This is a genomic window from Kribbella sp. NPDC056861 (assembly GCF_040687575.1).
Lineage (GTDB): Bacteria > Actinomycetota > Actinomycetes > Propionibacteriales > Kribbellaceae > Kribbella.
Genome location: NZ_JBFBNQ010000011.1, coordinates 73,663 through 93,191, shown reverse-complemented (window position 1 = coordinate 93,191; position 19,529 = coordinate 73,663). Strand labels below are relative to the sequence as shown.

Here is a 19,529-nt window from a genome sequence, read left to right as displayed (position 1 = left end):
GGAGATCAAGGGGAGACCTCCTCGAGTTGGCGACAGCGGGTTTCGTCGCCGAAGAGGAACAGCACGGCAGCGGCGACGAAGGCGGCGCAGGACAGGATGCCGACGGCGGCGCGGAAGGCAGGGGCGTCGGTGGCGAGCAGACCGACCAGCAGCGGCCCGACGATGACACCGAGCCGGATGAAGATCCCGGCGAGGCCGCTGCCGAGGGCCCGCATCCGGGTGGGGAACAGTTCGGGGACATAGAGGTAAACGCCGAGGTTGGTGGCGGAGATGAAGAACGACGTGACGCACACGGACAAGACCAGCCCTCCGACCGTGTCCGCGCCGCCGGCGAAGGCCACCCGGAACAACACGACGCTCGCGCCGATCGCACCGACCACCAGGGCCGTCCGGCGGTCGACCCGGTCGGCGAACAGCGCGAGAACAGCAGCACCGGCGAAGCCTCCGATCATCGCGTAGAGGCTGTAACGCAAGGCCTCGGCCAGTGGGACGTCGAACAGCCCGGTGTAGATGGTGGGCATCCAGGACGACAAGGCGTAGTTCACCAGGAAGGCACAGAAACAGAAGACTGCCAGGACGGCGAAACGCTGCGGATAGCTCCGCCGTGGGGTGAACTGATCAGCTGAGACAACGACCGGTTCGGGGACCGGGCCGGTGGCGGAGCTGCGCACCGCGGCTTCGATCCGCGCCATCGTCTCGTCGGCAGCGGGATGCCCGCGCGAGGCAAGCCAGCGTGGCGACTCGGGAACGTAGCGCCACAGGGCGCCGACCAGCGCGATCGGCAATCCGCCGACCACGAACAACGGACGCCAACCCCAGTGCGGGATCACCCACGCCGATGCCGCGGCGGCACAGAGCAGACCGGCGGCGAAGACCAGTTCGTAGCGAAGCACGAACCGGCCCCGCCGGCGGGCCCCGATGATCTCGTTGACGTACACGGCGGCGACCAGAACCTCGCCTCCGATACCGAGCCCCTGGACATAGCGCAGCACCAGGAAGGTGGTCAGGTCACGGGTCGCTGCCATCAGCAGGCTGGTGGCGGAGTACACGAAGATGCAGAGCATCAGCACCCGCACGCGTCCGATCCGGTCCGCCAGCAGACCCGCCACCACTGCGCCGATCAGCATGCCGAGGCCCCCGACCGTGATCAGCAGCGTCACCTGTTGCTGATCGAGCTGCCACTCCCTGCGGAGCAGCGGCATGGCGTAGGAGACGAGGAGTTGGTCGAAACCGTCGAACAGCGTGGCCGCACCGATCAGCAGACGCACGAGCAGGTGCCAGCGCGAGGATGGTAGCCGCTCGATCCGGCCGGCGATCTCGGATGTGCTCATCAGGGCCTTCCGCTCTCCGTGGTTCTCAGGGGATTACTCCTTGTAGCCCCAGGCGGAGACCATCGGATAGGCGGAGACGACGAATCTGGTGCTCTGCAACAGGTTCAGGTACGCGGCGAGCTCGTCCTGGCTGCAGCCGGCCCGGCGCAGTTTGGGACGCAACTCGGTGATGTTTGCTGCCAGCAACTTGATTCCGTTGCCGCCGCCGTTCCACCAGGCCGGGATCACCCGGCGGTGGCCGACGCCGGTCAGACCGGCCCGCTCGAACAGTTTGGGGAGACGCGACGGCCACTCCAGATTGCAGCCACCCGCCTCCAGCACGGCCAGCACCCGATGCTGAACGGCCCAGTACACCTCCTCGGAACGCGCGTCCGCGGAGACCTGCTGCCCCAGGGCGGCGATGTCCTCGACGATCAGCACGCCACCCGGCGCCAGCGCCTGGACCAATCGGCGGATCGCCAGGTCACGCTCCGGCAGATGAACCAGGACCAGCCGGACATGAATCAGGTCGAAACTTTCCGCGGGCAGTTCGTCGGTGACGATGTCGTGGCGTCGTACCTCGAGCCAGGCCGGGCCGGACGACTCGAGAAACCTGGTGTCGAGGTCGGTGGCCAGCACCGAGCCGGTCGGTCCGGTCGCGTCGGCCAGCCAGCGGGCGATCGATCCGCCACCGGCTCCGACCTCCAGACACCGTACGCCGGGACGGACGCCGAGTGCGTCGAGCAGACTGACCGTGTTGCGATCGTACGTCGACTCCAACGCCCTCATCCGCACCACGGCGGCATCGGCGGCATTGTCGAACGGGTACTGAGGCACGACGTGGTTCTCCTCGATCGGTGGCCGTATTCCGGACGGAGCTGGCCAATATTTGACCAAAGGTTAGTTGAGTGGGCAAAGTTTGCCCGGTGAGGGTGACACGGAGAACATTCGTCGGCGTGTGCCTGGCAGCCGGCGGCTCGCTGGTCCTGTCGTCCTGCGCCGCGCGCAAGGAACCGATGCCGACCGGGACCGCCAGATTCGCCACCGGTAACAGTGGCGGGGGCTATGCGACGTACGGGAGCACCCTGTCCGGGCTGCTGGGGGAGGTGACCGGGGCGAAGTTGACCACGGTCGAAACTGCCGGCTCGGTCGAGAACCTTCGGATGCTCACGGCCCGGACGGCCGACCTCGGGCTCAGCCTGGCCGATTCGGCCCACGACGCCTGGCAGGGGGTGGGGAGTTTCTCGTCCGGCGCGCTACGTTTCACCGCGCTGGCCCGGATCTACGACAACTTCGTCCAGGTCGTGGTGAAGCCGTCCGCAGGCCTGACCAGCTTCGAGGATCTCCAGGGCAAGGTCGTCAGTGTGGGGCCGAAGAACTCCGGCACCGCGGTGATCGCCGACCGATTGCTGAAGGCAGCTGGAATCACCGTGCAGCGCCGGTACCTCGACCTGCGGGAGGCAGTCCACGGTCTCGAGGCCGATGGCGGCAAGGAGCATGTCGATGCGCTGATCTGGAGCGGTGGTCTGCCGACGAAGCCGATCTCCGACCTCCAGTCGACGGTCGGCGTCCAGCTGATCGATCTGAGTGGCGTGGGCCAGCGGTTGGCCTCCACCCCGCGCAGTGGGTATGCGCTGTCGTCGATTCCCCTCTCGACCTACCAGACCGACAGGCCGGTGACGACGATCGTCGTGCCGAACTACCTGCTGGCTCGCCGTGACCTCTCGGACGCCTGGGTGTGGTGGACGCTGAACACCATGTTCCGCCGGCAGGACGACTTCGCCGCCGCCAGCGTCGAGGCCGGGTCACTGGACATTCGCACGGCCATCGCGACGACGCCGATCCCCTTGCATCCCGCCGCCGAACGGTGGTACCGCGACCAGCACGTCTGAGCAGGTCAGGCGGTTGCCGCCGGGCCGGCCATCAGACTGCGGCGGAGTTCGATCATCGCTCGCAGGTCGAGGCTCTCGAGGCGCTGGATCCGCTCGATCTCGGCGCTGTCGGTGTCCGCTGTCTCCCGGAACGCGATCGAGGCCGCCACCGCCGAGGACTGTTGCTCCGGAAGCAGGACCACGTCGGAGTTGAAGTACGGGTCCGTTCTGACCTCGGCCGCGATCAGGTTGTCGGTCTCGCTGAGGTTCACCGCGATGTGCGGAAGGCCGGCCGGGATGTAGATGAACTCTCCTGGCCCGTGGAGATGGGGAGTGAACTCCGGTCCGGTGAGTGTTGCCGCCCAGCCGCGCAGGCACATCACCACGATGTCGGTGTACGCGTGCAGGTGAAGCTGCGAGGTCGTTGCCGGCGGCATCACGATCAGACCGGTGGACAACTGGGCCGATCCGGTCGAGCCATTGGTCACGCACGGAATCAGAATCTGCCCCTGCGGGCCGAGCATCGGCGGCGCGTCGGTGGGGCCGACGACGCGGACGCCGTCGTCGTTGCCGCGAGGGAGCATCTTTTTCTCCTGCTCCGGAGTTGGGTATTCCACCTGGATCGGTTCAGTGGTCAAATTAGGACAACTTGACCGGTCAGGCAAGGGCGGAGTTCTTGAGGGGGACACCGTGGTCATCCGGACAGACCATTTGAAGCGACGGGCGGCAGATCTTCGCCATGATCCGATGGTCGGCCTGTTCGCCGCGTCCCTGCGCCGGCCGGGCATGGTCTCCTTCGCGGCCGGCGCGCCGGATGCGGCCCTGCTGCCGATCGACGACCTGGCAGGGTTCGTCGCGGCAGCCAGGGAGCGCCATGGCCCGGCCCTGCTGCAGTACGGCGCCACCGCCGGATTCAAACCGTTGCTTTTAGCAACCGATCGGCTACTGCGGGTGCGAGGACTGGTCGGGGGTGCGGGGCGGATCCACATCGCCACTGGGGGATCCGGCGCGTTGAACGCCATCGCCATGGCCGTCCTGCGGCCGGGCGACCGGGTTCTCGTCGAGACTCCGACGTACGCCGGAGCGCTGGCCGTCTTCGCGGCGTACGGCGTCGAGGTCGCGGCGGTCGAAACCGACGACGACGGGATGCTGCCGGTTGCCCTGGCACGGGAGATCACTCGCGGCCGGGTCTCGATGGTGTATCTCCTGCCCACCTTCCAGAACCCGTCCGGCCGCACGATCTCTCTCGACCGGCGAGCCGAACTCGCGGAGGTTCTGGTGCGGCACGAAGTGCTGGCCGTCGAGGACGACGTGTACTACGACCTGCGCTACCGCGGTCCGGCCGTCCCTGCGCTGGCTTCGTTCGCCCCGGACAACGTCGCCTATGTGACCTCGTTGTCGAAGACGCTGGCCCCCGCGCTGCGGATCGGGATCACGTCGATGCCACCCGCGCTGCTGGAGGTCGTACTCTCGCTCAAACAGGGGATCGACATGCAGACCTCCACTCTCGCCCAGGCGATCGCGGTGGAGATGCTCGAGGATCACTGGTACGAGGCGCAACTCGGCCGGCTGCGGGCGGTCTACGGGGCCAAGCTGGCAGCTCTACGGTCGTCGCTGAACGCGTTCCCGTCCGGATTCCGGTGGACCAGGCCTGAGGGTGGAATCTTCGCCTGGGGGGAGGGCCCGGCGGGTTTCGACGCGGCAAGATTGTTGCCCCAGGCCATGGACGCCGGTGCGATGTACGTACCGGGGGAGTCCTTCCATGCCGATGGCGGGCACCGCAACACGCTGCGCCTCAGCATCGCGAGTCCGTCGATCGGCCAGATACACCGAGGGGTCACGGCGCTGGCAGCGGTCTTCGGAGGTGCGCTGTGACGCATCCGGTGGTCGGGGTCTGGGAGGTCTCCGCCCAGGGAGCGCCGTTCGGCCTGCACATGATGACGTTCCACCCGGCCGGGACGATGCTGCAGTCCAACCCGGACAGCGGCAACCGGGTGACCAGTGACAGTGCGGGGATGGGCGTCTGGAAGGTCGGGGCCCGGTCGGTTCGCGGAAGGTTCATGGAGGCGCACGCCGACCGGACCACCGGTCGTCTGGTGGGCAAGAGCGTGATCAGCTTCGAGTTGACCGTCGACGGCGATCACCTGACCGGAACAGCCGAGGCGATTCGGTACGACGCCGCGGGCCGGCCGGTGGGAGACCCTTCGCCGGCCCGGCTGGTGGGCTCCAGGCTCACGTACGAGGACAGCGGTCCGGTCAGCTGACCAGAGAGCCCGAGTTGTCCGCGTGCATGACGTCGGGCTGGACCTCGCTCAGCAGCCTTCCGGCTGGTCCGGCATCCTCGAAGCTCAGGTTGTTGGTGATCCGGTACCGGTCACCCCGGTAGATGGCGGTGGTGTACTCGACCAGCCGTCCGTCCTGATCACGGGTGAACCGCTCGAACAGCAGCGCCGGCGACAGCGTCGGTACGCCGAGCAGCTCAGCCTCGCGGACGTCGGTAACCGTTGCCTCGGTGGTCTGGACCGCTGTCGACGGATTGACCCCGAACTGCGACCGCAGCAACTCGTACAGGGAGCCGCCCTCGAACTCCTCGCCGCTGATGCCGGGGACCAGCGAAGCCGGGATCCGGATTCGCTCGATACACATCGGAGCGTCCTCGACCAGCCGGAGCCTGATCACCGAGATCACGTTCTCGCCGGGAGAGATCTCCATCCGCTGGCCCAGACGGGCCCCGGCCGGCTCGATGTCGAACGAGATCAGCCTACGGCGCCAGGGTGAACCGGTCACCTGCGGAGCCCGGAACCTGCCGCCTTGAGTGGGAGCAAGTACCTGGTCCACCTTGGTCGACCCGGTGAAGGTGCCCCGGCCCTGCTGCCGGATCACCAGGCCTTCCTGGGCGAGATCCTCCAGCGCCGCGCGAAGTGTCGGCCGGGACACTCCGAGTGCCTCACTCAGGGCACGCTCCGCCGGTAGCGGTTGCCCCGGCCCGCGTGCCTCGATCAACTGCACGATCCGGTCCCGCGCCTCAGCCCTCTTCATCGCGTCCTCCAGCGACTTCCGATTGCGGTAATCCGTGGCGCACCCGACCACCGCGGACAAAAGAAAGTTACCAGCTAACTGGTAATAGTGTGACGGTCCGGTGACCACTTCTGACCAGTTTCCCGGAACCAACCACCCGCTGACAGTCTCGCACAGCGGACGGCGCGCGTCGTCAAAGGCGGGTGAACGACTTGACGAAGCAGAAAATTTAGACCACCTTACCTATGGTCAAGTTGAAAGGTCAGGGTCTGAGATCCGGCCGCCCGCAGGCTCGTAAGGGATGTCCGTGTCCGCATCACACACCGAATCGTTCGGTGGTCCAGACTGGATCCTTCCCCCGGCGCCACCGGAACCGGTACCGGCTCCGACGGCGCCGCGTCGGATGGCGGACATCGAGCGACTGCTTGCCCTCGACCCCGTGGTGGAGCGCGCGGTGGTGGTTCAGCACGGCGTAACGGCCGAGGGCCGCTTGATGGTGATGGTGTACGTGGTGTTACGTCCCCGCGTTCCGTCACCTCCTGAGCTGTTGACGGCAGATCGATCGGCCGAGCGCGGCCGGCGGTACTCGGGGACCGACCCGGAATCGGTCGGTACGGACTTCGACGGGCTGGTCGCCGATGATCGAGGCTGCCCGCTGTCTCGTCCGGTCAGGGAGAAGTGGCGCTCGGCCTCGATCGATGCGGTACTGCGGCATCGGCCCGATCGCGTGCTCGAGATCGGAGCGGGCAGCGGGATCCTGTTGCCTCGTCTGTCCCGGCACTGTGCTGAGCTGTGGGCAACCGACCACTCGGCGGAGGCCGTCGGGCTGCTGCGCCGCTGGCGAGCCTCAGTGGGCAGTGTCGGCAACCTCCACCTTTACCACCAACCCGCCGGAGAGGTCGGGAGGCTGCCGCGGTTGTACTTCGACGTCGTCCTGCTGAATTCCGTCGCTCAGGACTTCCCGAGCGCTGATCACCTCGCGGCCACCCTCGATGCCGCCACCGAACTGCTGGCGCCAGGCGGAGTGATCGTGCTGAGCGACGTCCGGAATCTGGCGCTCTACCGCAGTCTGCGGACCGCGGTTCATCTCTTTCGCGGCAACGGCCCCCGCCGGCTCGCCGAGCTCGCGACCCGGGTGGGGCAGGACGAGGCGTTGGAGCAGGAGTTGTTGCTGGCACCGGATTTCTTCTGTCACTGGGCCGAGAACTCGCGCCGGATCGGCGGCGTGGACATCGCCGTGCGGCGTGATCTGGCGCCGAGCAGATACCGCTACCAGGTCCGTCTGTACGACGTGGCCGCCCGGACAGTCGACGTAGCTGGTCTACGGCGTGTCGGATGGGCAGGGAAAGCGAGACTGGCCGCCGACCTCGCCCGGTCCGCCGGCGGAGGGGTACGGGTGACCGGGATACCCGACGTGCGGTTGAGCGCCGATTCCTTTCGTGAGGTGTCCGGACCGGACGGCCGCCGAATGGCCGAACTGGCGCCTGATCGTGGACGATGTCAGGCGCCTACGATCAGCGCTCTGAATGCCCTGGGCCGGACCACTGGTCATCGTGTCTCGGTCTCACCCGCTCCCGCCGCCGACGGCAGTCTGGATGCCAGTTTCTTCGGTGCTGCAGAGTGCAGCGATCCATCGTTCGGACCTGACTGGCCGGTAGGCACCTACCGGCCGGCCAAGGACAGTGTTCCGCGGGCCAACGATCCCGCGCTCGGCCACGCTACCGCCGCTCTGCTCGCCGAGCTGACCGGCCGGATCGACGCTCTGGGGCCGGCGGTGACCGGAGCGATCACGATCGTCGACCGACTGCCACCGGACTGCGAACTGGATGTTCAGGCGCTGCCGCCACCCGACCGGGTCGCGGCGGGACGATACCGATCCGGCCCGGTGGTGCGGCCGTGAGTGACTGGTGGACATCCACGGAATGGCCGGGCCAGGGATCTCGCCTCGATCCACGGGTTGTCGCCCGAGTGACCATCGCCCTGCTGGTCAGCACGCTGGTGCTGATCGTTCTGCTGCTGACCGAGCCGGCCCACCTGGCCAGGGGAACCATGCCCGGGGAAGCGCTCGACGGGCGACTGCGGAATCGGGCGACCGGGCGATGTCTGGCGGGAGACCGGGAAGGACCGGCGTACACCGTCCCTTGCCACGGCGGACAGTTCGCTCAATGGATCAGGAATGCGGATGGGTCGGTGCGTAATGCCGTGACCGGTGCCTGCCTGAATGTGGCCGGAGACAGCGCGGTGGTGATGATCGATTGTGTCGACCGGGCCGAGCAGAACTGGAGCTGGAATGCCGACGGGACGCTGGTCTGGGCCGGTAGTGGTTGGTGCCTGACAGCTGATGGGCGGCAGTCAGTGATGGTTGCCGATTGCTCCGGTCATCCGCGACAGCGGTGGGGGCCGGGATGAAATGCCTCCACAATGACCAAGATTGCCCACCGATCTGGTCACGGCCCCTTCCTCCGGCCTCTTTCACTGGTTACCGTCGGTACAGCGATCGAAATAGTTTCACGGGGAGATGACAATGGGTGATCCAGGACAATCAGGTGTGATGTGCCTGCTGGCCGGGGTGGTGGCGATCGGCCTGGCCATGACCCTGCTGATCGGCCTGCCACAGTCGGTTCGCTTCTCCAGCGGACTGCTGTTCGTTGGTGCCGGAGTGCTGATCTTCGGGGCGGTCCAGGCCTGCCGGACAGCGAACGGGGACCATCCGGTCGACGACACGAAGAACCGTGGCCAGCATCGGGCCGCTCATCGCGACAGCGGCAAGCACTGAGTCTGCCGGATCGTCAGCGACGGCCCCGGCTTCTCGCCTGCGCAGCCGCGGCAGCTCCACCGATGAGGACCATCAACAGGGTCGCCAAGGACCACCGGCGAAGGACTTTGACGGTCTCGCCCGGCTCGGTGCTCGAGGCTGCTCGAGGGATTGGCGAGCTGTGCACCAGCGGCAGCTCCGACGGCGGTGGCGGTGGCGGGAGAAGTGGGCGAGGTGGAGTGGGCCGGGGTGGGCGACTTGGCACAGGAACCTGGTCGGACGGGGTCGGCGCCGCAGGTGAATCGGTGGGGGGAGCAACTGGTGCGGACACCGGCGGCGAGGTAGGCGCGGGCGTGGGTGTTGGGGTCTGTGCCGGGGCGGGTGGAGTCGGAGTGGGAGTCGTAGACGGCGACGGCGACGGCGGTGGTGGTGGTGGCTCGGCAAGGTCGAGGCAGCCGGCCGCGTCGCTGTGCCACACCTGTTCGGACGATGAGAGGAGTTCCGCGCTTCCGTCGAACCGGACCCGGTACAGCTCAGCCGCTTCACCGAAGCGATTGTGTACGACGGCGAGAGTTCCGGGTGACTCCAGCACCACCGAACCATAGGACGGCATCCACGGGAGGGCGGGCACATCGGTGACGATCGAGATCCGCCCGGTGGCCGGATCGATCCGGACGACTCGGGCCGTGGTGCCGAGGGTCGAGATGCCGTAGAGCATCCCATCGCTGGGATCGGCGGCGAAGTCGTCCACGCTGTAGGCCAGCACCGCGGGAGAAAGGCGCACCGTCGTGGTCACCTGGCCATAGGTCGCCGAGACCGGGCTCACGTCGACGCTGTGCAATCGCAGCAGATCCCGGAGGTAGAGTTTTTCGCCCGAGACCGCGCCGGCGGCGACGTCGCCGAAGTGACCGCCGCGCGGTATCGGTCCACGATCGGTGACGGTGCCGGACGGAGTGATCGTCACGAGATGACGGCGCCAGTGCTGATGGCCGCGATGGGCCGTATCGGCAATACCGTAGGCGACGCGCTGCTCGGGGGAGTAGCCCAGCGCTTCGATCTCGTAGTCGAGCGAAGCGAGCTTCGTACGGCGCCCTGACGGCATCTCGACCCGGAACAGCGTCGATCGTCCGTGCCGCAAGGTCGAGCCGACCTGCAGGAACGCACACGTCCCGGCGGAAGCAAGGCGAGGGGCCGAGGCGGAAGAACCGGCCGAGGAACTCGGCACGGCAGCCCCGGCGGTGATCACGACCAGGCCCATGGCTGCGACCACCGCCGAGACGCGGTGGGTGGTGGGGCGGACCATCAGCCGGTCAGCCGCCCGTGGTCAGGCGCGCGAGCGCCGCGACGAACGCGTCCGGGCCGATACTCGCGCCACCGCTGAACGGGTTCTGCAACTGGTAGATCGCGAACAGCATCAGGCCGATCGCACCGGCCAGCAGCGAGACGATGAAGGAGTAGGAGATCAGGCCCGGTCCGCCGAACATGAACATCAACGCGACCGACATGATGCTGCCGATCAGGATCGCGAACCAGACGACGGAACTGACGTTGCTGCCGCTGGAGTTGAGCCGCGTCTGCCGTGCCTCGTAGACCTTCCAGACCTGGTTGGCGGCCTCGGCCCGGCTCTGTTCCTGTCGCTCAGTCGTGGTCTTGGCCTGCTGAATGGTGGTCTGCAGCTCGGCCAGGACGTCCCAGCCCTGCTGGCCGACCTCGCCACCATCGGCCATCGTGGCCCACTCCTTGCCGGCGACGATCTGGGCGTACGACTTGGTCAGCTCGTGCACTCGACGCGAAGTTGCCGAGGGCAATGAATCAACGGACCACTGGGTGGCGACCAGGGCGTTGGCCTCGGCGTACGAGTTGTCCTGCGCCTGGTCGGTGGCGTCGAAGAGCGAGATCAGCACGAAGGCGGCGATCACCACGTTGACCCCGCCCACGACAGTGAAGACCTGGCCGGCCAGTTCGTTGTTGGCCTCCCGCCCTTCCACCTGACGGGCCCGGCGCAGGACGACAGCCAGGACGCCGGTGGCGATCATGGTGCCGGCGACGCAGAGGATCCCGCTGACGTACAAGTTCATTCCTGAGTTTCTCCTTGTCGATGGCTGACGCGACGGTCAGGCCTGTTTCACCGCGGCGGGCAAATGGAAGCGCACGGTCTCCCGGGCGACCTCGCGCTCGACCACCTCGACCGGACCGAGCAGCGCGATCGTGTCGATCACGCTCTGCACCAGTACGGGTGGAGCCGAGGCGCCGGCGGTCAGTCCGATCACCGCTGCCTGGTCCAGCCATTCCGCCTCGATGTCGTCGGGGCCGTCGATCAGATACGCGGTGGTGCCGTGCCGACGGGCCAGTTCGGCCAGCCGGACGGAGTTCGACGAGTTGGCCGAGCCGACCACCAGCACCAGGTCGGCTTCGGTCGCGATGGCGGCGAGAGCATCCTGGCGATTCGTGGTGGCGTAGCAGATGTCGGCCGAGTCCGGACCACGCAGAGCGGGGTACTTCGCGCGCAACGCACCCAGCACCTCGGCTGTCTCGTCCACCGCCAGCGTGGTCTGGGTCAGATACGAGACCCGGTCGGGATCAGGCAGCTCGAGTGCCGCGACGTCCGCGACGTTCTCCACCAGCACCGTCTGCTCCGGTGCCTCGCCCATCGTGCCCTCGACCTCTTCGTGACCGGCATGGCCGATCAGCACGATGGTGTCACCACGGCCGGCGTAGCGTTTCGCCTCCGAGTGGACCTTGGTGACGAGTGGACAGGTGGCGTCGATCGCGTCCAGCCCACGGCGTACCGCTTCGTCCCGGACCGCCGGCGACACCCCGTGTGCGGAGAAGACCACGGTGGCGCCGTCGGGAACCTGGTCGAGCTCGTCCACGAAGACCGCGCCCTTGCTCTCCAGGTCGGCGACCACATGGGTGTTGTGGACGATCTGCTTGCGGACGTAGATCGGCTCCGGCCGGTCGGTCAGCAGGAGGTCGACGGCGTCGATGGCCCGCTCGACCCCGGCGCAGAACGATCGCGGCGAGGCCAGCAAGATGGTGCGCTTGGTCATGGTTTCCTCGATCGGGTCGGATCGGTCGGATCGGTCAGTGATCGCGATGAGCGGCCAGCCGGGCCAGGGTTTCCAGGTCGGTGTGGGCCCCTGCCACCGGATCGGCTGCCGTCAGCGAGCTCAGCGCCGAGGACAGCCAGTGGTCGGCCTTCGTCTGCGCGTCCGCCTTCCCACCCGCGCGGTCGACCAGATACGCCGCGTGCGCCAGGTCCGCTTCGGCGATCTCCGTCGCGAACAGCTGCTGGAGCTCGTCGCCAGGGGCCGTCGCGGAGGTGAGGGCAGTGGTGACCGGCAGCGACTTCTTCCGCCGCCGGAGGTCGGAGTGCACCGGCTTGCCGGTCACCTTGGGGTCGCCCCAGATGCCGAGCAGGTCGTCGACGTACTGGAAGGCCAGGCCGAGGTCCTCACCGAACGTCTGCAGTCTGGCCACCTGGTCGGGCGTCCCGTCGCCCAGCAGACCGCCGAGGGCTGCCGAGCAGCCGATCAACGCCCCGGTCTTCTGTCGCGCCATCCACTCGCACTCCTCCGGCGCGACGCTGTCAACGGTCTCGAAGTGCGCATCGGCGAGCTGCCCGTCGACCAGCTCCTGGACGGTCGCGCTCAGCGAGCGCGCGGCCTCGGTGCAGTGCTCGTGCTCACTGTCGATCAGAACGTCGAGAGCCAGGCTCAGCAACGCGTCGCCGGCCAGGATCGCCGGACCGAGGCCGTAGACCGTCCAGGCGGTGGCCCGGCCGCGGCGACTCAGGTCGGCGTCCATCACGTCGTCGTGCAGCAGCGAGAAGTTGTGGACCAGTTCGATCGCCACCGCGGCCGGTACCGCGGACTCGGCCTGCCCACCGACTGCCTCTGCCGCCAGCAGGGTGATCGCGGGCCGGAGAGCCTTGCCGCCGTACGCCTCGATCGGTTCGCCGTCCTCATCGGCCCAGCCGAAGTGGTAGTCGGCAATCCGCCGGGTGGCGGCCGGTAGACCGCCGACCGCCGACCTGAGTGCCGGTTCGACCAGATCCCGGCTCCAGGCCAGGATCTGGCGCGCGGTCCGCACCTCCACCTCGGACTTCGCCCTGACCAGGGACATCTGCCTCACCCGCCCAACTCGACGTTCTCAAGGATGCCGAGCGCGTCCGGGACGAGCACGGCAGCGGAGTAGTAGGTACTGACCAGGTAGGACATCACTGCCTTGTCGCTGATGCCCATGAACTTCACGTTGAGGCCCGGTTCGACCTCATCCGGCAGGCCGGTCTGGTGCAGGCCGACGACGCCCTCGTCCTCCAGGCCGGTCCGCAGCACCAGGATGGAGGTGGTATTCGTCTTCGAGATCGGGATCTTGTTGCAGGGCAGCAGTGGTACGCCGCGCCAGCTGTGCACCTGGCGGCCGTCGTACTCGACGGTGCCGGGGTAGATGCTGCTGCGGTTGCACTCGCGGCCGAAAGAGGCGATTGCCTTCGGATGTGCCAGCAACGCTCGGGGCTTGCGGCGCCGGGAGATGAGCTCGTCCAGGTCGTCGGGGGTCGGCGGCCCGGTGCGGGTGCTGATGCACTGCTTGAAGTCGGCGTTGTGGAGCAGGCCGAAGTCGCGGTTGTTGATCAGCTCGTGTTCCTGCCGCTCGCGCAACGCCTCGATGGTCAGCCGGAGCTGCTGCTCGGTCTGGTTCATCGGTTTGTTGTAGAGGTCGGCCACCCGGGTGTGGATGCGCAGCATCGTCTGCGCGACGCTGAGCTCGTACTCCCGGGGAGCCGGGTCGTAGTCGACGAAGGTGCCAGGAAGCTCCGACTCGCCGTCGTGACCCGCGGCCAGGTCGATGTCCGCCTCGCCCGACTTGTTCTGTGCCTTGGCCGGCCGCGCCTTGACCTCGTCCAGGTGAGCCGCCAGCGACGGCGTGTGCTCGATCAGTGTGTAGAGCCGCTGGACCGGAAGCACCAGAACCGTACAGCGGGTGATGGCCCGGGCGGTGAACTCCCAGAGTTCACGCGGGCTGAGCAGTAGTTGGTCGCCGAGATAGTCGCCGTCGGCACAGCTGCCCAGATCGGTGTCGCCGCCGTACTCGCCGAGTCCGGTCTTCGCGATCTTGCCGTGGGCCACCAGGACGAGTTCGTCCACCCGGCTGCCGAACTCGGCGATCACCTGGCCGGGCTCGTACTCGCGCTGGACGAAGGTGCCGGCCAACGCGACCAGTACCTCGTCGTTGTCGTACCCGCGCAGCGAGGGCAACTCGGTGAGTTCTGCCGGGATCACCCGGACGTCGGCACCGATCGTGGTGAACTCCACCCGGCCGTCGCCGACGGCGTACGTCGTCCGGCGGTTCACCCGGAAAGCCCCACCCTGGGTCTCGACCCAGGGCAGCACCTTCAGCAGGTAGCGCGGAGTGATTCCCTGCATCTGCGGGACGGACTTGGTCGTCGTCGAGAGTTGCCGGGCTGCTTGCGTGCCCAGACTCAGTTGAGGCCGGACGTCGTCGGTGACGGTCACAGTGCGCCTTCCAATCGGGGCCGGAGTCTGGCGGCAGACATGCCGAAGCCGGTGATTGTCCCGAACGGCACGCCGGCCGGCCGGAACGGTGTGAGAAGCTCCGCTTCCTCATAGCGGTGGGTGCCCTGATGCCAGCGCAGAATGCCGGCCATCCAGTGCTGCAGTTCGACGGCGTACGCCGTCAATGCCTCGCGGGCGGCGGTGTCGAGTCCGAAATCGTCGAACAGCACCGGGAGCTCATCGGCCACAATGCGCTCGAACTCGCGCATCCGGGCCGTCATCAAATCTTTCACCACATTCAGGGCCTGGTCCAGCCCGCAGTCGAAGAAGTTCTGCGTGACCACCACGATGTTGTGGAACTCGCCCTCGAACTGGACCTCCTTCTGCAGCGAGAACAAGTCGTTCAGGAAACAGGAGTAGTCGGCCGCGGCGGCCTCCAGCGCTTTGATCGGCCGGCTCCGGAAGATTTCGGCCGATACCGCTGTACTGTGCCCGATCCGGCACAAGCTCATTGTCAGATCGGAACCGAAGGTTGCCCTGCGCATCTCGATGTAGTCGACCGGATCGGGAATCCGGTGCTGGTGAAGATTCGCCAGTTCCCAGATCCAGCTGTCCAGCATGACTCCGACCGCGTCCCGGAACCTCTGCCGGTCGCCGGGCGCCATCGGGCCGGCGGTCCGCAGCCACAGATCCGCCAGTCCCCGCTCGAGCGGGGACAACGGGATCGGCAACCGCAGGGTGTCCACCGGCATGAACTCGTACAGCCGCCGCGTGGTCACCTTCGCCGCGGCCAGGTCACCGGTCCGGCCGAACACCATTGGGTAGTAGTCGTCGGCATAGGTGCCCCAGGCAAGCCAGTCGGTGCCGAGCTCAACGGCCTCCCGAGTGCCGTCGGGATTGATCCCGGCGGTGCACAGCGCGAAGTCGAACGACTCCAGTTTGTGCCGGTCCCAGATCACCTGATCGGTCAGGCCGACGCTCTCACCCCACTCGACGTTGTGCTTGCGCGCGGCATCCAGATGCGGGCTGAGCCTGAGCTGGTACGGCATGTAGAGGTCGGGCTCAGGGAGTTCGCCGATCACCTGGAACGGAACGAACGCGTGGCTGCGGGACCGATAGGGAAGCGTGGCCAGCAAGGAAGGCACGATCCGGGCCGCCGACGTCCCCAGACCGACAGGTCCACCGAGCCCGCCGGCCTGAGCGATCGAACCGCCCTTGTTCATATAGCGGCTCGAGCGCAGGTGCCACTCGTGCCCACCGGACTGCCAGTCCTGGAGACCTCTCACGTAGTTCAGTACCGCGAGCCGGCCGAGCGGATCGATGCCGTGCTCCTGGAGCAGCACCGGTACCTCGACCACCGCGGTGTTCTCGAACTGGTGCAGTCGCGACGTCAGGACGTCGTTGACGATCTCGGCCGCCTGCTGGGTCGGGCAACCGAAGAAGGTCTCCATCACCAGGACGGCGTTGTTGACCTCTCCTTCCTTCTCCACCTCGCGCTGGTAGGAGAAGAGGTCGTTGCGCAGGTGGATCGCATCCGAGAACGTGTCGCTCAGCACCCGGAACGCGCGCAGGTCGGCGACCGGCGCGGGAACCTCCGAGGTCACGTACTCGACCAGGTTCGCCGACCAGGGCGCGCCGCCGACCTTGCGGCGCATCTCGAGGTACTCGATCGGATTGGCGATCCGGCCGGCGGAGATGTTGGTCAGCTCCCACAAGGACTCGTTCAGCAACGCCTCGGTGGTCGCGACGAAACGGCGGCGCCAGTCCGCGGACATCGCCGGGACGGTCCGGTTCCACAGGTCGGCGAGACCGGCCTCGACCGGGTTCCGTGGTGTCTCGGTGATCTCGCCCTCGATCGGCATGAACGCCGGCAGCCGGCCGAGGTACGCCTTGGCACCGGGCATGTCCCTGGTCTTCTTGTAGAGCTCGAGGAAATGGTCGTCGAAGTAGAACACCCAGACGTACCAGTCGGTGACCAGGTCGAGTTGCGGCCCGGTCGCGTCGGGATGCGTGTAGGCGCACAGCAGGCCGTAGTCGTGGGAGTCAAAATCGTGTTCGTCCCAGATCGCCTTGCCCTCCTGCGGCACGTCGATCATGTCGAACTCGTACGCCCACGCCTTGGTGTGCGCCCGGGCGCCTTCCAGGTGCGGGTTGAGCCGCGCCGGATACGGCACGTAGAACTCGGGGAGTTCGTAGGGCTGGGCCATCAGGGTCAGCCTTCGCGGCCGATTTCGACGCCCTCGAGGATGCCGAGCGCGTCCGGCACCAGCACCGCGGTGGAGTAGTAGGCACTCACCAGGTAGTTGATGATCGCCTTCTCGCTGATGTTCATGAACCGCACCGACAGGCCCGGCTCGTACTCGTCCGGGATGCCGGTCTGGTGCAGGCCGATGACGCCCTGGTTCTCGTGGCCGGCCCGCATCAGCAGGATGGAGCTGGTCCGGGTGTCGCTGATGCCGAGCTTGTTCGACGGGAAGATCGGGACGCCGCGCCACGCCGGGACCTTGTGGCCGCCCAGATCGACGCTGTCCGGGTAGATGCCGGCCTTGGTGCACTCGCGTCCGAAGGCCGCGATCGCCCGCGGGTGGGCCAGGAAGAAGGTCGGCTCCTTCCAGACCAGGCTAAGCAGCTCGTCCAGGTCGTTGGGGGTGGGCGGGCCGCTGCGGGTCGGGATCCGCATACTCAGGTCCGCGTTGTGCAACAGGCCGAAGTCGCGGTTGTTGATCAGCTCGTGTTCCTGCCGCTCGCGGAGCGCCTCGATGGTCAGGCGGAGCTGCTGCTCGGTCTGGTTCATCGGGTTGTTGTAGAGATCGGCGACGCGGCTGTGCACCCGCAGTACGGTCTGGGCGACGCTCAGCTCGTACTCGCGGGGGCTGGTCTCGTAGTCCACGTAGGTACCGGGCAGCTCGGCCTCGCCGGTGTGGCCGGCGGCCAGCGCGATGGCCTTCTCGCCGTACTCGTCCTCGTCGTCGTGGCCCGACGCCTGGAACGCGGCCAGGTGCGCGCGCAGGCTGTCCGATCGCTCGACCAGTTCCTCGAAGGAGTCCTGCGACAGCGAGAGCAGGGTGCAGGGCGTGACCGCCTTGACGGTGTACTCCCACAGATCGTCGGACTCGAGGATCGCCCGGTAGGTGAAGTGGTCGCCGTCGACCAGCGTCTCCAGCACCGACTCGTCGCCGTACTTGCCGACACCGATCTTGGTCACCTTGCCGTGCGCGATCAGGCAGATCTGGTCGGCCGGCGTACCGCGTTCGACGATCACGTCGCCGGGCTGGAACTCCTGCTGGACAAAGCGATCCGCGAGCGCCGACAGCACCTCGACGTCGTCGAAGGTGCGGAGCATTCCCAGCTCACAGAGCTCCTGCGGGATGACCCGGACCTCGGCGCCGGTCGTGGTGAAGGTGACCCGGCCGTCGCCGACGGCGTAGCTGAGCCGGCGGTTGACGCGGAACACGCCACCTTCGGCCTGCACCCAGGGCAACATCCTGAGCAGCCAGCGGGAGGTGATGCCCTGCATCTGCGGCTGGGACTTGGTGGTCGTCGCCAGGTTACGGGCGGCTGCGGTCCCGAGGCTGAGCTGGGCCTGGGCCCCGGTGGCCTGGACGTCGGAGGAGGCCGGTTCGGTCAAAGTCACTGAAGTACCCACCATTCGGTTGGTGGACCATCGGTGTCGGCGCATGCCGACGAGACCTCCCGGCCGCGGATGCGGCGGCGAGGTCTGCTGGTCCAAAGGAATACGGCCGGCCGAACCGGGAAGAGTGGTCAGACAAAGGTGGCGGGTGCCTCGGCCTGTCCTGGTCACAATCCGATTCGGTGCGTCGCTAACCGTAGCCGAATGTGGTGACAGTCCGTCAAGTCGATCCGTGGTCCGGCAGCGAGAAATGATTCCGCCCCCCGAAACAATCGATGGCCGGCCGCGAGGAATCACCGTCGGACGATTCTTTTCTGGTGCCGCACCACAGGATTGTTTGACAATCCCTGACGGCCGGTTGCGAGGATACCGGGGATGACGAAACACAGAGGCCTCGCCGTCGGCGCCAGGGTGCGTGCTCCGACCCTGGAGCAGGTTGCCGTCGCGGCCGGAGTGTCCCGGGCGACCGTGTCCCGGGTGGTCAACGGAGCGGCCCAGGTCCGCGACGACAAGATCGACCGGGTGAAGAACGCGATCGCCCGGCTGGGGTACGTGCCGAACCGGGCGGCCCGGGCGCTCGTCACCCAGCGCGCCGACTCGATCGCGCTGTTACTGCCCGGACTGGATCTCCAGGTGCTTTCGGATCCGCTCTTCGCCGGCCTGCTGCGCGGGGTGGGCCGCACGCTGGCCGCCACGTCCTCGCAACTGGTGGTGCTGTTCGAGGACGATCCCCGCCGGCTGGTCAGATACCTGGGTGGCGGACACGTGGACGGAGCGATCGTGGTCAGCCAGTACGGCGATCCAGCCCTGCTTCGCCAGCTGGCCAGACAGGTTCTGCCGGTCGTCTTCAGCGCACCAGTGCCGGGATGCGACGTACCGGTAGGGCAGGTGGAGGTCGATGATGTCGCCGCCGCCCGTGCGGCGGTCGGCCATCTCCTGTCGATCGGCTGTCGCCGGATCGGCACGGTGGCCGGCCGGCCTGGTCTCCCGTCCGGTCAGGATCGGCTGACTGGCTACCGCGAAGCGGTCGCGGCGGCCGGGCTGCCGGTCGTCCAGGAGTTCGGGGGGGCCTGTGACGAGGAGGCCGAGCGCGCGGTGGCGACGCTGCTGGCGGAACATCCGGATCTGGACGGGCTGTTCGTTGCCTCTGACGTGATGGCACGAGCAGTACTACGGATGCTGGCCGCGCACGGCCGCCGAGTACCCGATGACGTCGCCGTGGTCGTCTTCGACGACAGGTTCGGTGCCACGGGCACAGTTCCCGCACTGACTGCGGTCGGCCGCCCCAGCGAGGCGCTGGGTGCGTGCCTGGCCGAGATGCTGCTGGGGGACGAGGACGAGATCCTCACGGATTCGTCAGCCACGCAGTCCGCGGTACCGGACCGGGCCGCCTTCGAACTGGTCGTGCGCGACTCCACCTGAGGCCAC

18 protein-coding genes are annotated in these 19,529 nt (G+C 67.4%); 7 read left to right on the top strand and 11 right to left on the bottom strand.

Translation table 11 applies throughout. The annotated features are described in order from the left end of the window. Positions 1–5: 5 nt before the first annotated feature. Complete coding sequence (locus tag AB0P21_RS40040; protein WP_363704564.1) at positions 6–1,331, bottom strand: MFS transporter; 1,326 nt, start codon at positions 1,329–1,331, stop codon at positions 6–8. A gap of 33 nt (positions 1,332–1,364) precedes the next feature. After that, complete coding sequence (locus tag AB0P21_RS40035) at positions 1,365–2,147, bottom strand: methyltransferase (RefSeq protein ID WP_363704562.1); 783 nt, start codon at positions 2,145–2,147, stop codon at positions 1,365–1,367. Positions 2,148–2,236: 89 nt separating this feature from the next. Between AB0P21_RS40035 and AB0P21_RS40030 the strand changes: the two genes are divergently transcribed. Continuing rightward, complete coding sequence (locus AB0P21_RS40030) at positions 2,237–3,202, top strand: TAXI family TRAP transporter solute-binding subunit (protein WP_363704559.1); 966 nt, start codon at positions 2,237–2,239, stop codon at positions 3,200–3,202. 5 nt (positions 3,203–3,207) lie between these two features. On the opposite strand, the gene AB0P21_RS40025 is transcribed toward AB0P21_RS40030, so the two are convergent. Further along, the gene (locus tag AB0P21_RS40025) at positions 3,208–3,765 is read right to left on the bottom strand and encodes a cupin domain-containing protein (protein WP_363704557.1); all 558 of its coding nucleotides are present in this window, start codon (positions 3,763–3,765) and stop codon (positions 3,208–3,210) included. Positions 3,766–3,871: 106 nt separating this feature from the next. Here AB0P21_RS40025 and AB0P21_RS40020 point away from each other — a divergent pair, with 106 nt between their 5' ends. Together AB0P21_RS40020 and AB0P21_RS40015 are read left to right on the top strand one after the other, a co-directional pair. Continuing rightward, entirely contained in the window at positions 3,872–5,056 is a 1,185-nt protein-coding gene (locus AB0P21_RS40020; protein ID WP_363704554.1) for a PLP-dependent aminotransferase family protein, read from the top strand. Continuing rightward, positions 5,053–5,445, top strand: a complete 393-nt coding sequence (locus tag AB0P21_RS40015) for a hypothetical protein (RefSeq protein ID WP_363704552.1) — start codon at positions 5,053–5,055, stop codon at positions 5,443–5,445. The genes AB0P21_RS40020 and AB0P21_RS40015 overlap by 4 nt, the downstream gene beginning before the upstream one ends. On the opposite strand, the gene AB0P21_RS40010 is transcribed toward AB0P21_RS40015, so the two are convergent. After that, a complete protein-coding gene (locus AB0P21_RS40010) occupies positions 5,438–6,220 on the bottom strand; it encodes a GntR family transcriptional regulator (protein WP_363704550.1) in 783 nt (260 codons plus the stop codon). The two genes, AB0P21_RS40015 and AB0P21_RS40010, sit on opposite strands and share 8 nt — an antisense overlap. Before the next feature lie 382 nt (positions 6,221–6,602). Here AB0P21_RS40010 and AB0P21_RS40005 point away from each other — a divergent pair, with 382 nt between their 5' ends. The 3 genes from AB0P21_RS40005 (at position 6,603) to AB0P21_RS39995 (ending at position 8,975) form a co-directional block, all read left to right on the top strand. Next, the gene (locus tag AB0P21_RS40005) at positions 6,603–8,099 is read left to right on the top strand and encodes a class I SAM-dependent methyltransferase (protein ID WP_363704547.1); all 1,497 of its coding nucleotides are present in this window, start codon (positions 6,603–6,605) and stop codon (positions 8,097–8,099) included. A gap of 68 nt (positions 8,100–8,167) precedes the next feature. Beyond that, positions 8,168–8,608, top strand: a complete 441-nt coding sequence (locus AB0P21_RS40000) for an RICIN domain-containing protein (RefSeq protein ID WP_363704545.1) — start codon at positions 8,168–8,170, stop codon at positions 8,606–8,608. Positions 8,609–8,723: 115 nt separating this feature from the next. Further along, entirely contained in the window at positions 8,724–8,975 is a 252-nt protein-coding gene (locus AB0P21_RS39995) for a hypothetical protein (protein WP_363704543.1), read from the top strand. A gap of 13 nt (positions 8,976–8,988) precedes the next feature. On the opposite strand, the gene AB0P21_RS39990 is transcribed toward AB0P21_RS39995, so the two are convergent. The 7 genes from AB0P21_RS39990 to AB0P21_RS39960 are packed head-to-tail and all read right to left on the bottom strand — an operon-like array spanning position 8,989 to position 18,104. Continuing rightward, positions 8,989–10,257, bottom strand: coding sequence for a hypothetical protein (locus AB0P21_RS39990; RefSeq protein WP_363704541.1), 1,269 nt, complete (start codon positions 10,255–10,257; stop codon positions 8,989–8,991). A gap of 7 nt (positions 10,258–10,264) precedes the next feature. Next, the gene (locus AB0P21_RS39985) at positions 10,265–11,032 is read right to left on the bottom strand and encodes a hypothetical protein (protein ID WP_363704539.1); all 768 of its coding nucleotides are present in this window, start codon (positions 11,030–11,032) and stop codon (positions 10,265–10,267) included. A gap of 36 nt (positions 11,033–11,068) precedes the next feature. Beyond that, positions 11,069–12,004: a 4-hydroxy-3-methylbut-2-enyl diphosphate reductase gene (gene ispH, locus AB0P21_RS39980; RefSeq protein ID WP_363704537.1), complete on the bottom strand. Its 936-nt coding sequence runs from the start codon at positions 12,002–12,004 to the stop codon at positions 11,069–11,071. A 34-nt stretch (positions 12,005–12,038) separates the two neighbouring features. Next, positions 12,039–13,079: a polyprenyl synthetase family protein gene (locus tag AB0P21_RS39975; RefSeq protein ID WP_363704535.1), complete on the bottom strand. Its 1,041-nt coding sequence runs from the start codon at positions 13,077–13,079 to the stop codon at positions 12,039–12,041. A gap of 5 nt (positions 13,080–13,084) precedes the next feature. Continuing rightward, the gene (locus AB0P21_RS39970; RefSeq protein WP_363704533.1) at positions 13,085–14,470 is read right to left on the bottom strand and encodes a family 2B encapsulin nanocompartment shell protein; all 1,386 of its coding nucleotides are present in this window, start codon (positions 14,468–14,470) and stop codon (positions 13,085–13,087) included. Continuing rightward, on the bottom strand, positions 14,467–16,677 hold the full coding sequence (locus AB0P21_RS39965) for a germacradienol/geosmin synthase (protein WP_363704531.1): 2,211 nt from the start codon (positions 16,675–16,677) through the stop codon (positions 14,467–14,469). Before AB0P21_RS39965 ends, AB0P21_RS39970 begins: the two co-directional genes overlap by 4 nt. A 5-nt stretch (positions 16,678–16,682) precedes the next feature. Continuing rightward, on the bottom strand, positions 16,683–18,104 hold the full coding sequence (locus tag AB0P21_RS39960; protein ID WP_363704529.1) for a family 2B encapsulin nanocompartment shell protein: 1,422 nt from the start codon (positions 18,102–18,104) through the stop codon (positions 16,683–16,685). Positions 18,105–18,476: 372 nt separating this feature from the next. On the opposite strand from AB0P21_RS39960, the gene AB0P21_RS39955 reads away from it, so the two are divergent. Next, on the top strand, positions 18,477–19,523 hold the full coding sequence (locus AB0P21_RS39955) for a LacI family DNA-binding transcriptional regulator (RefSeq protein WP_363704527.1): 1,047 nt from the start codon (positions 18,477–18,479) through the stop codon (positions 19,521–19,523). Positions 19,524–19,529: the final 6 nt, after the last annotated feature.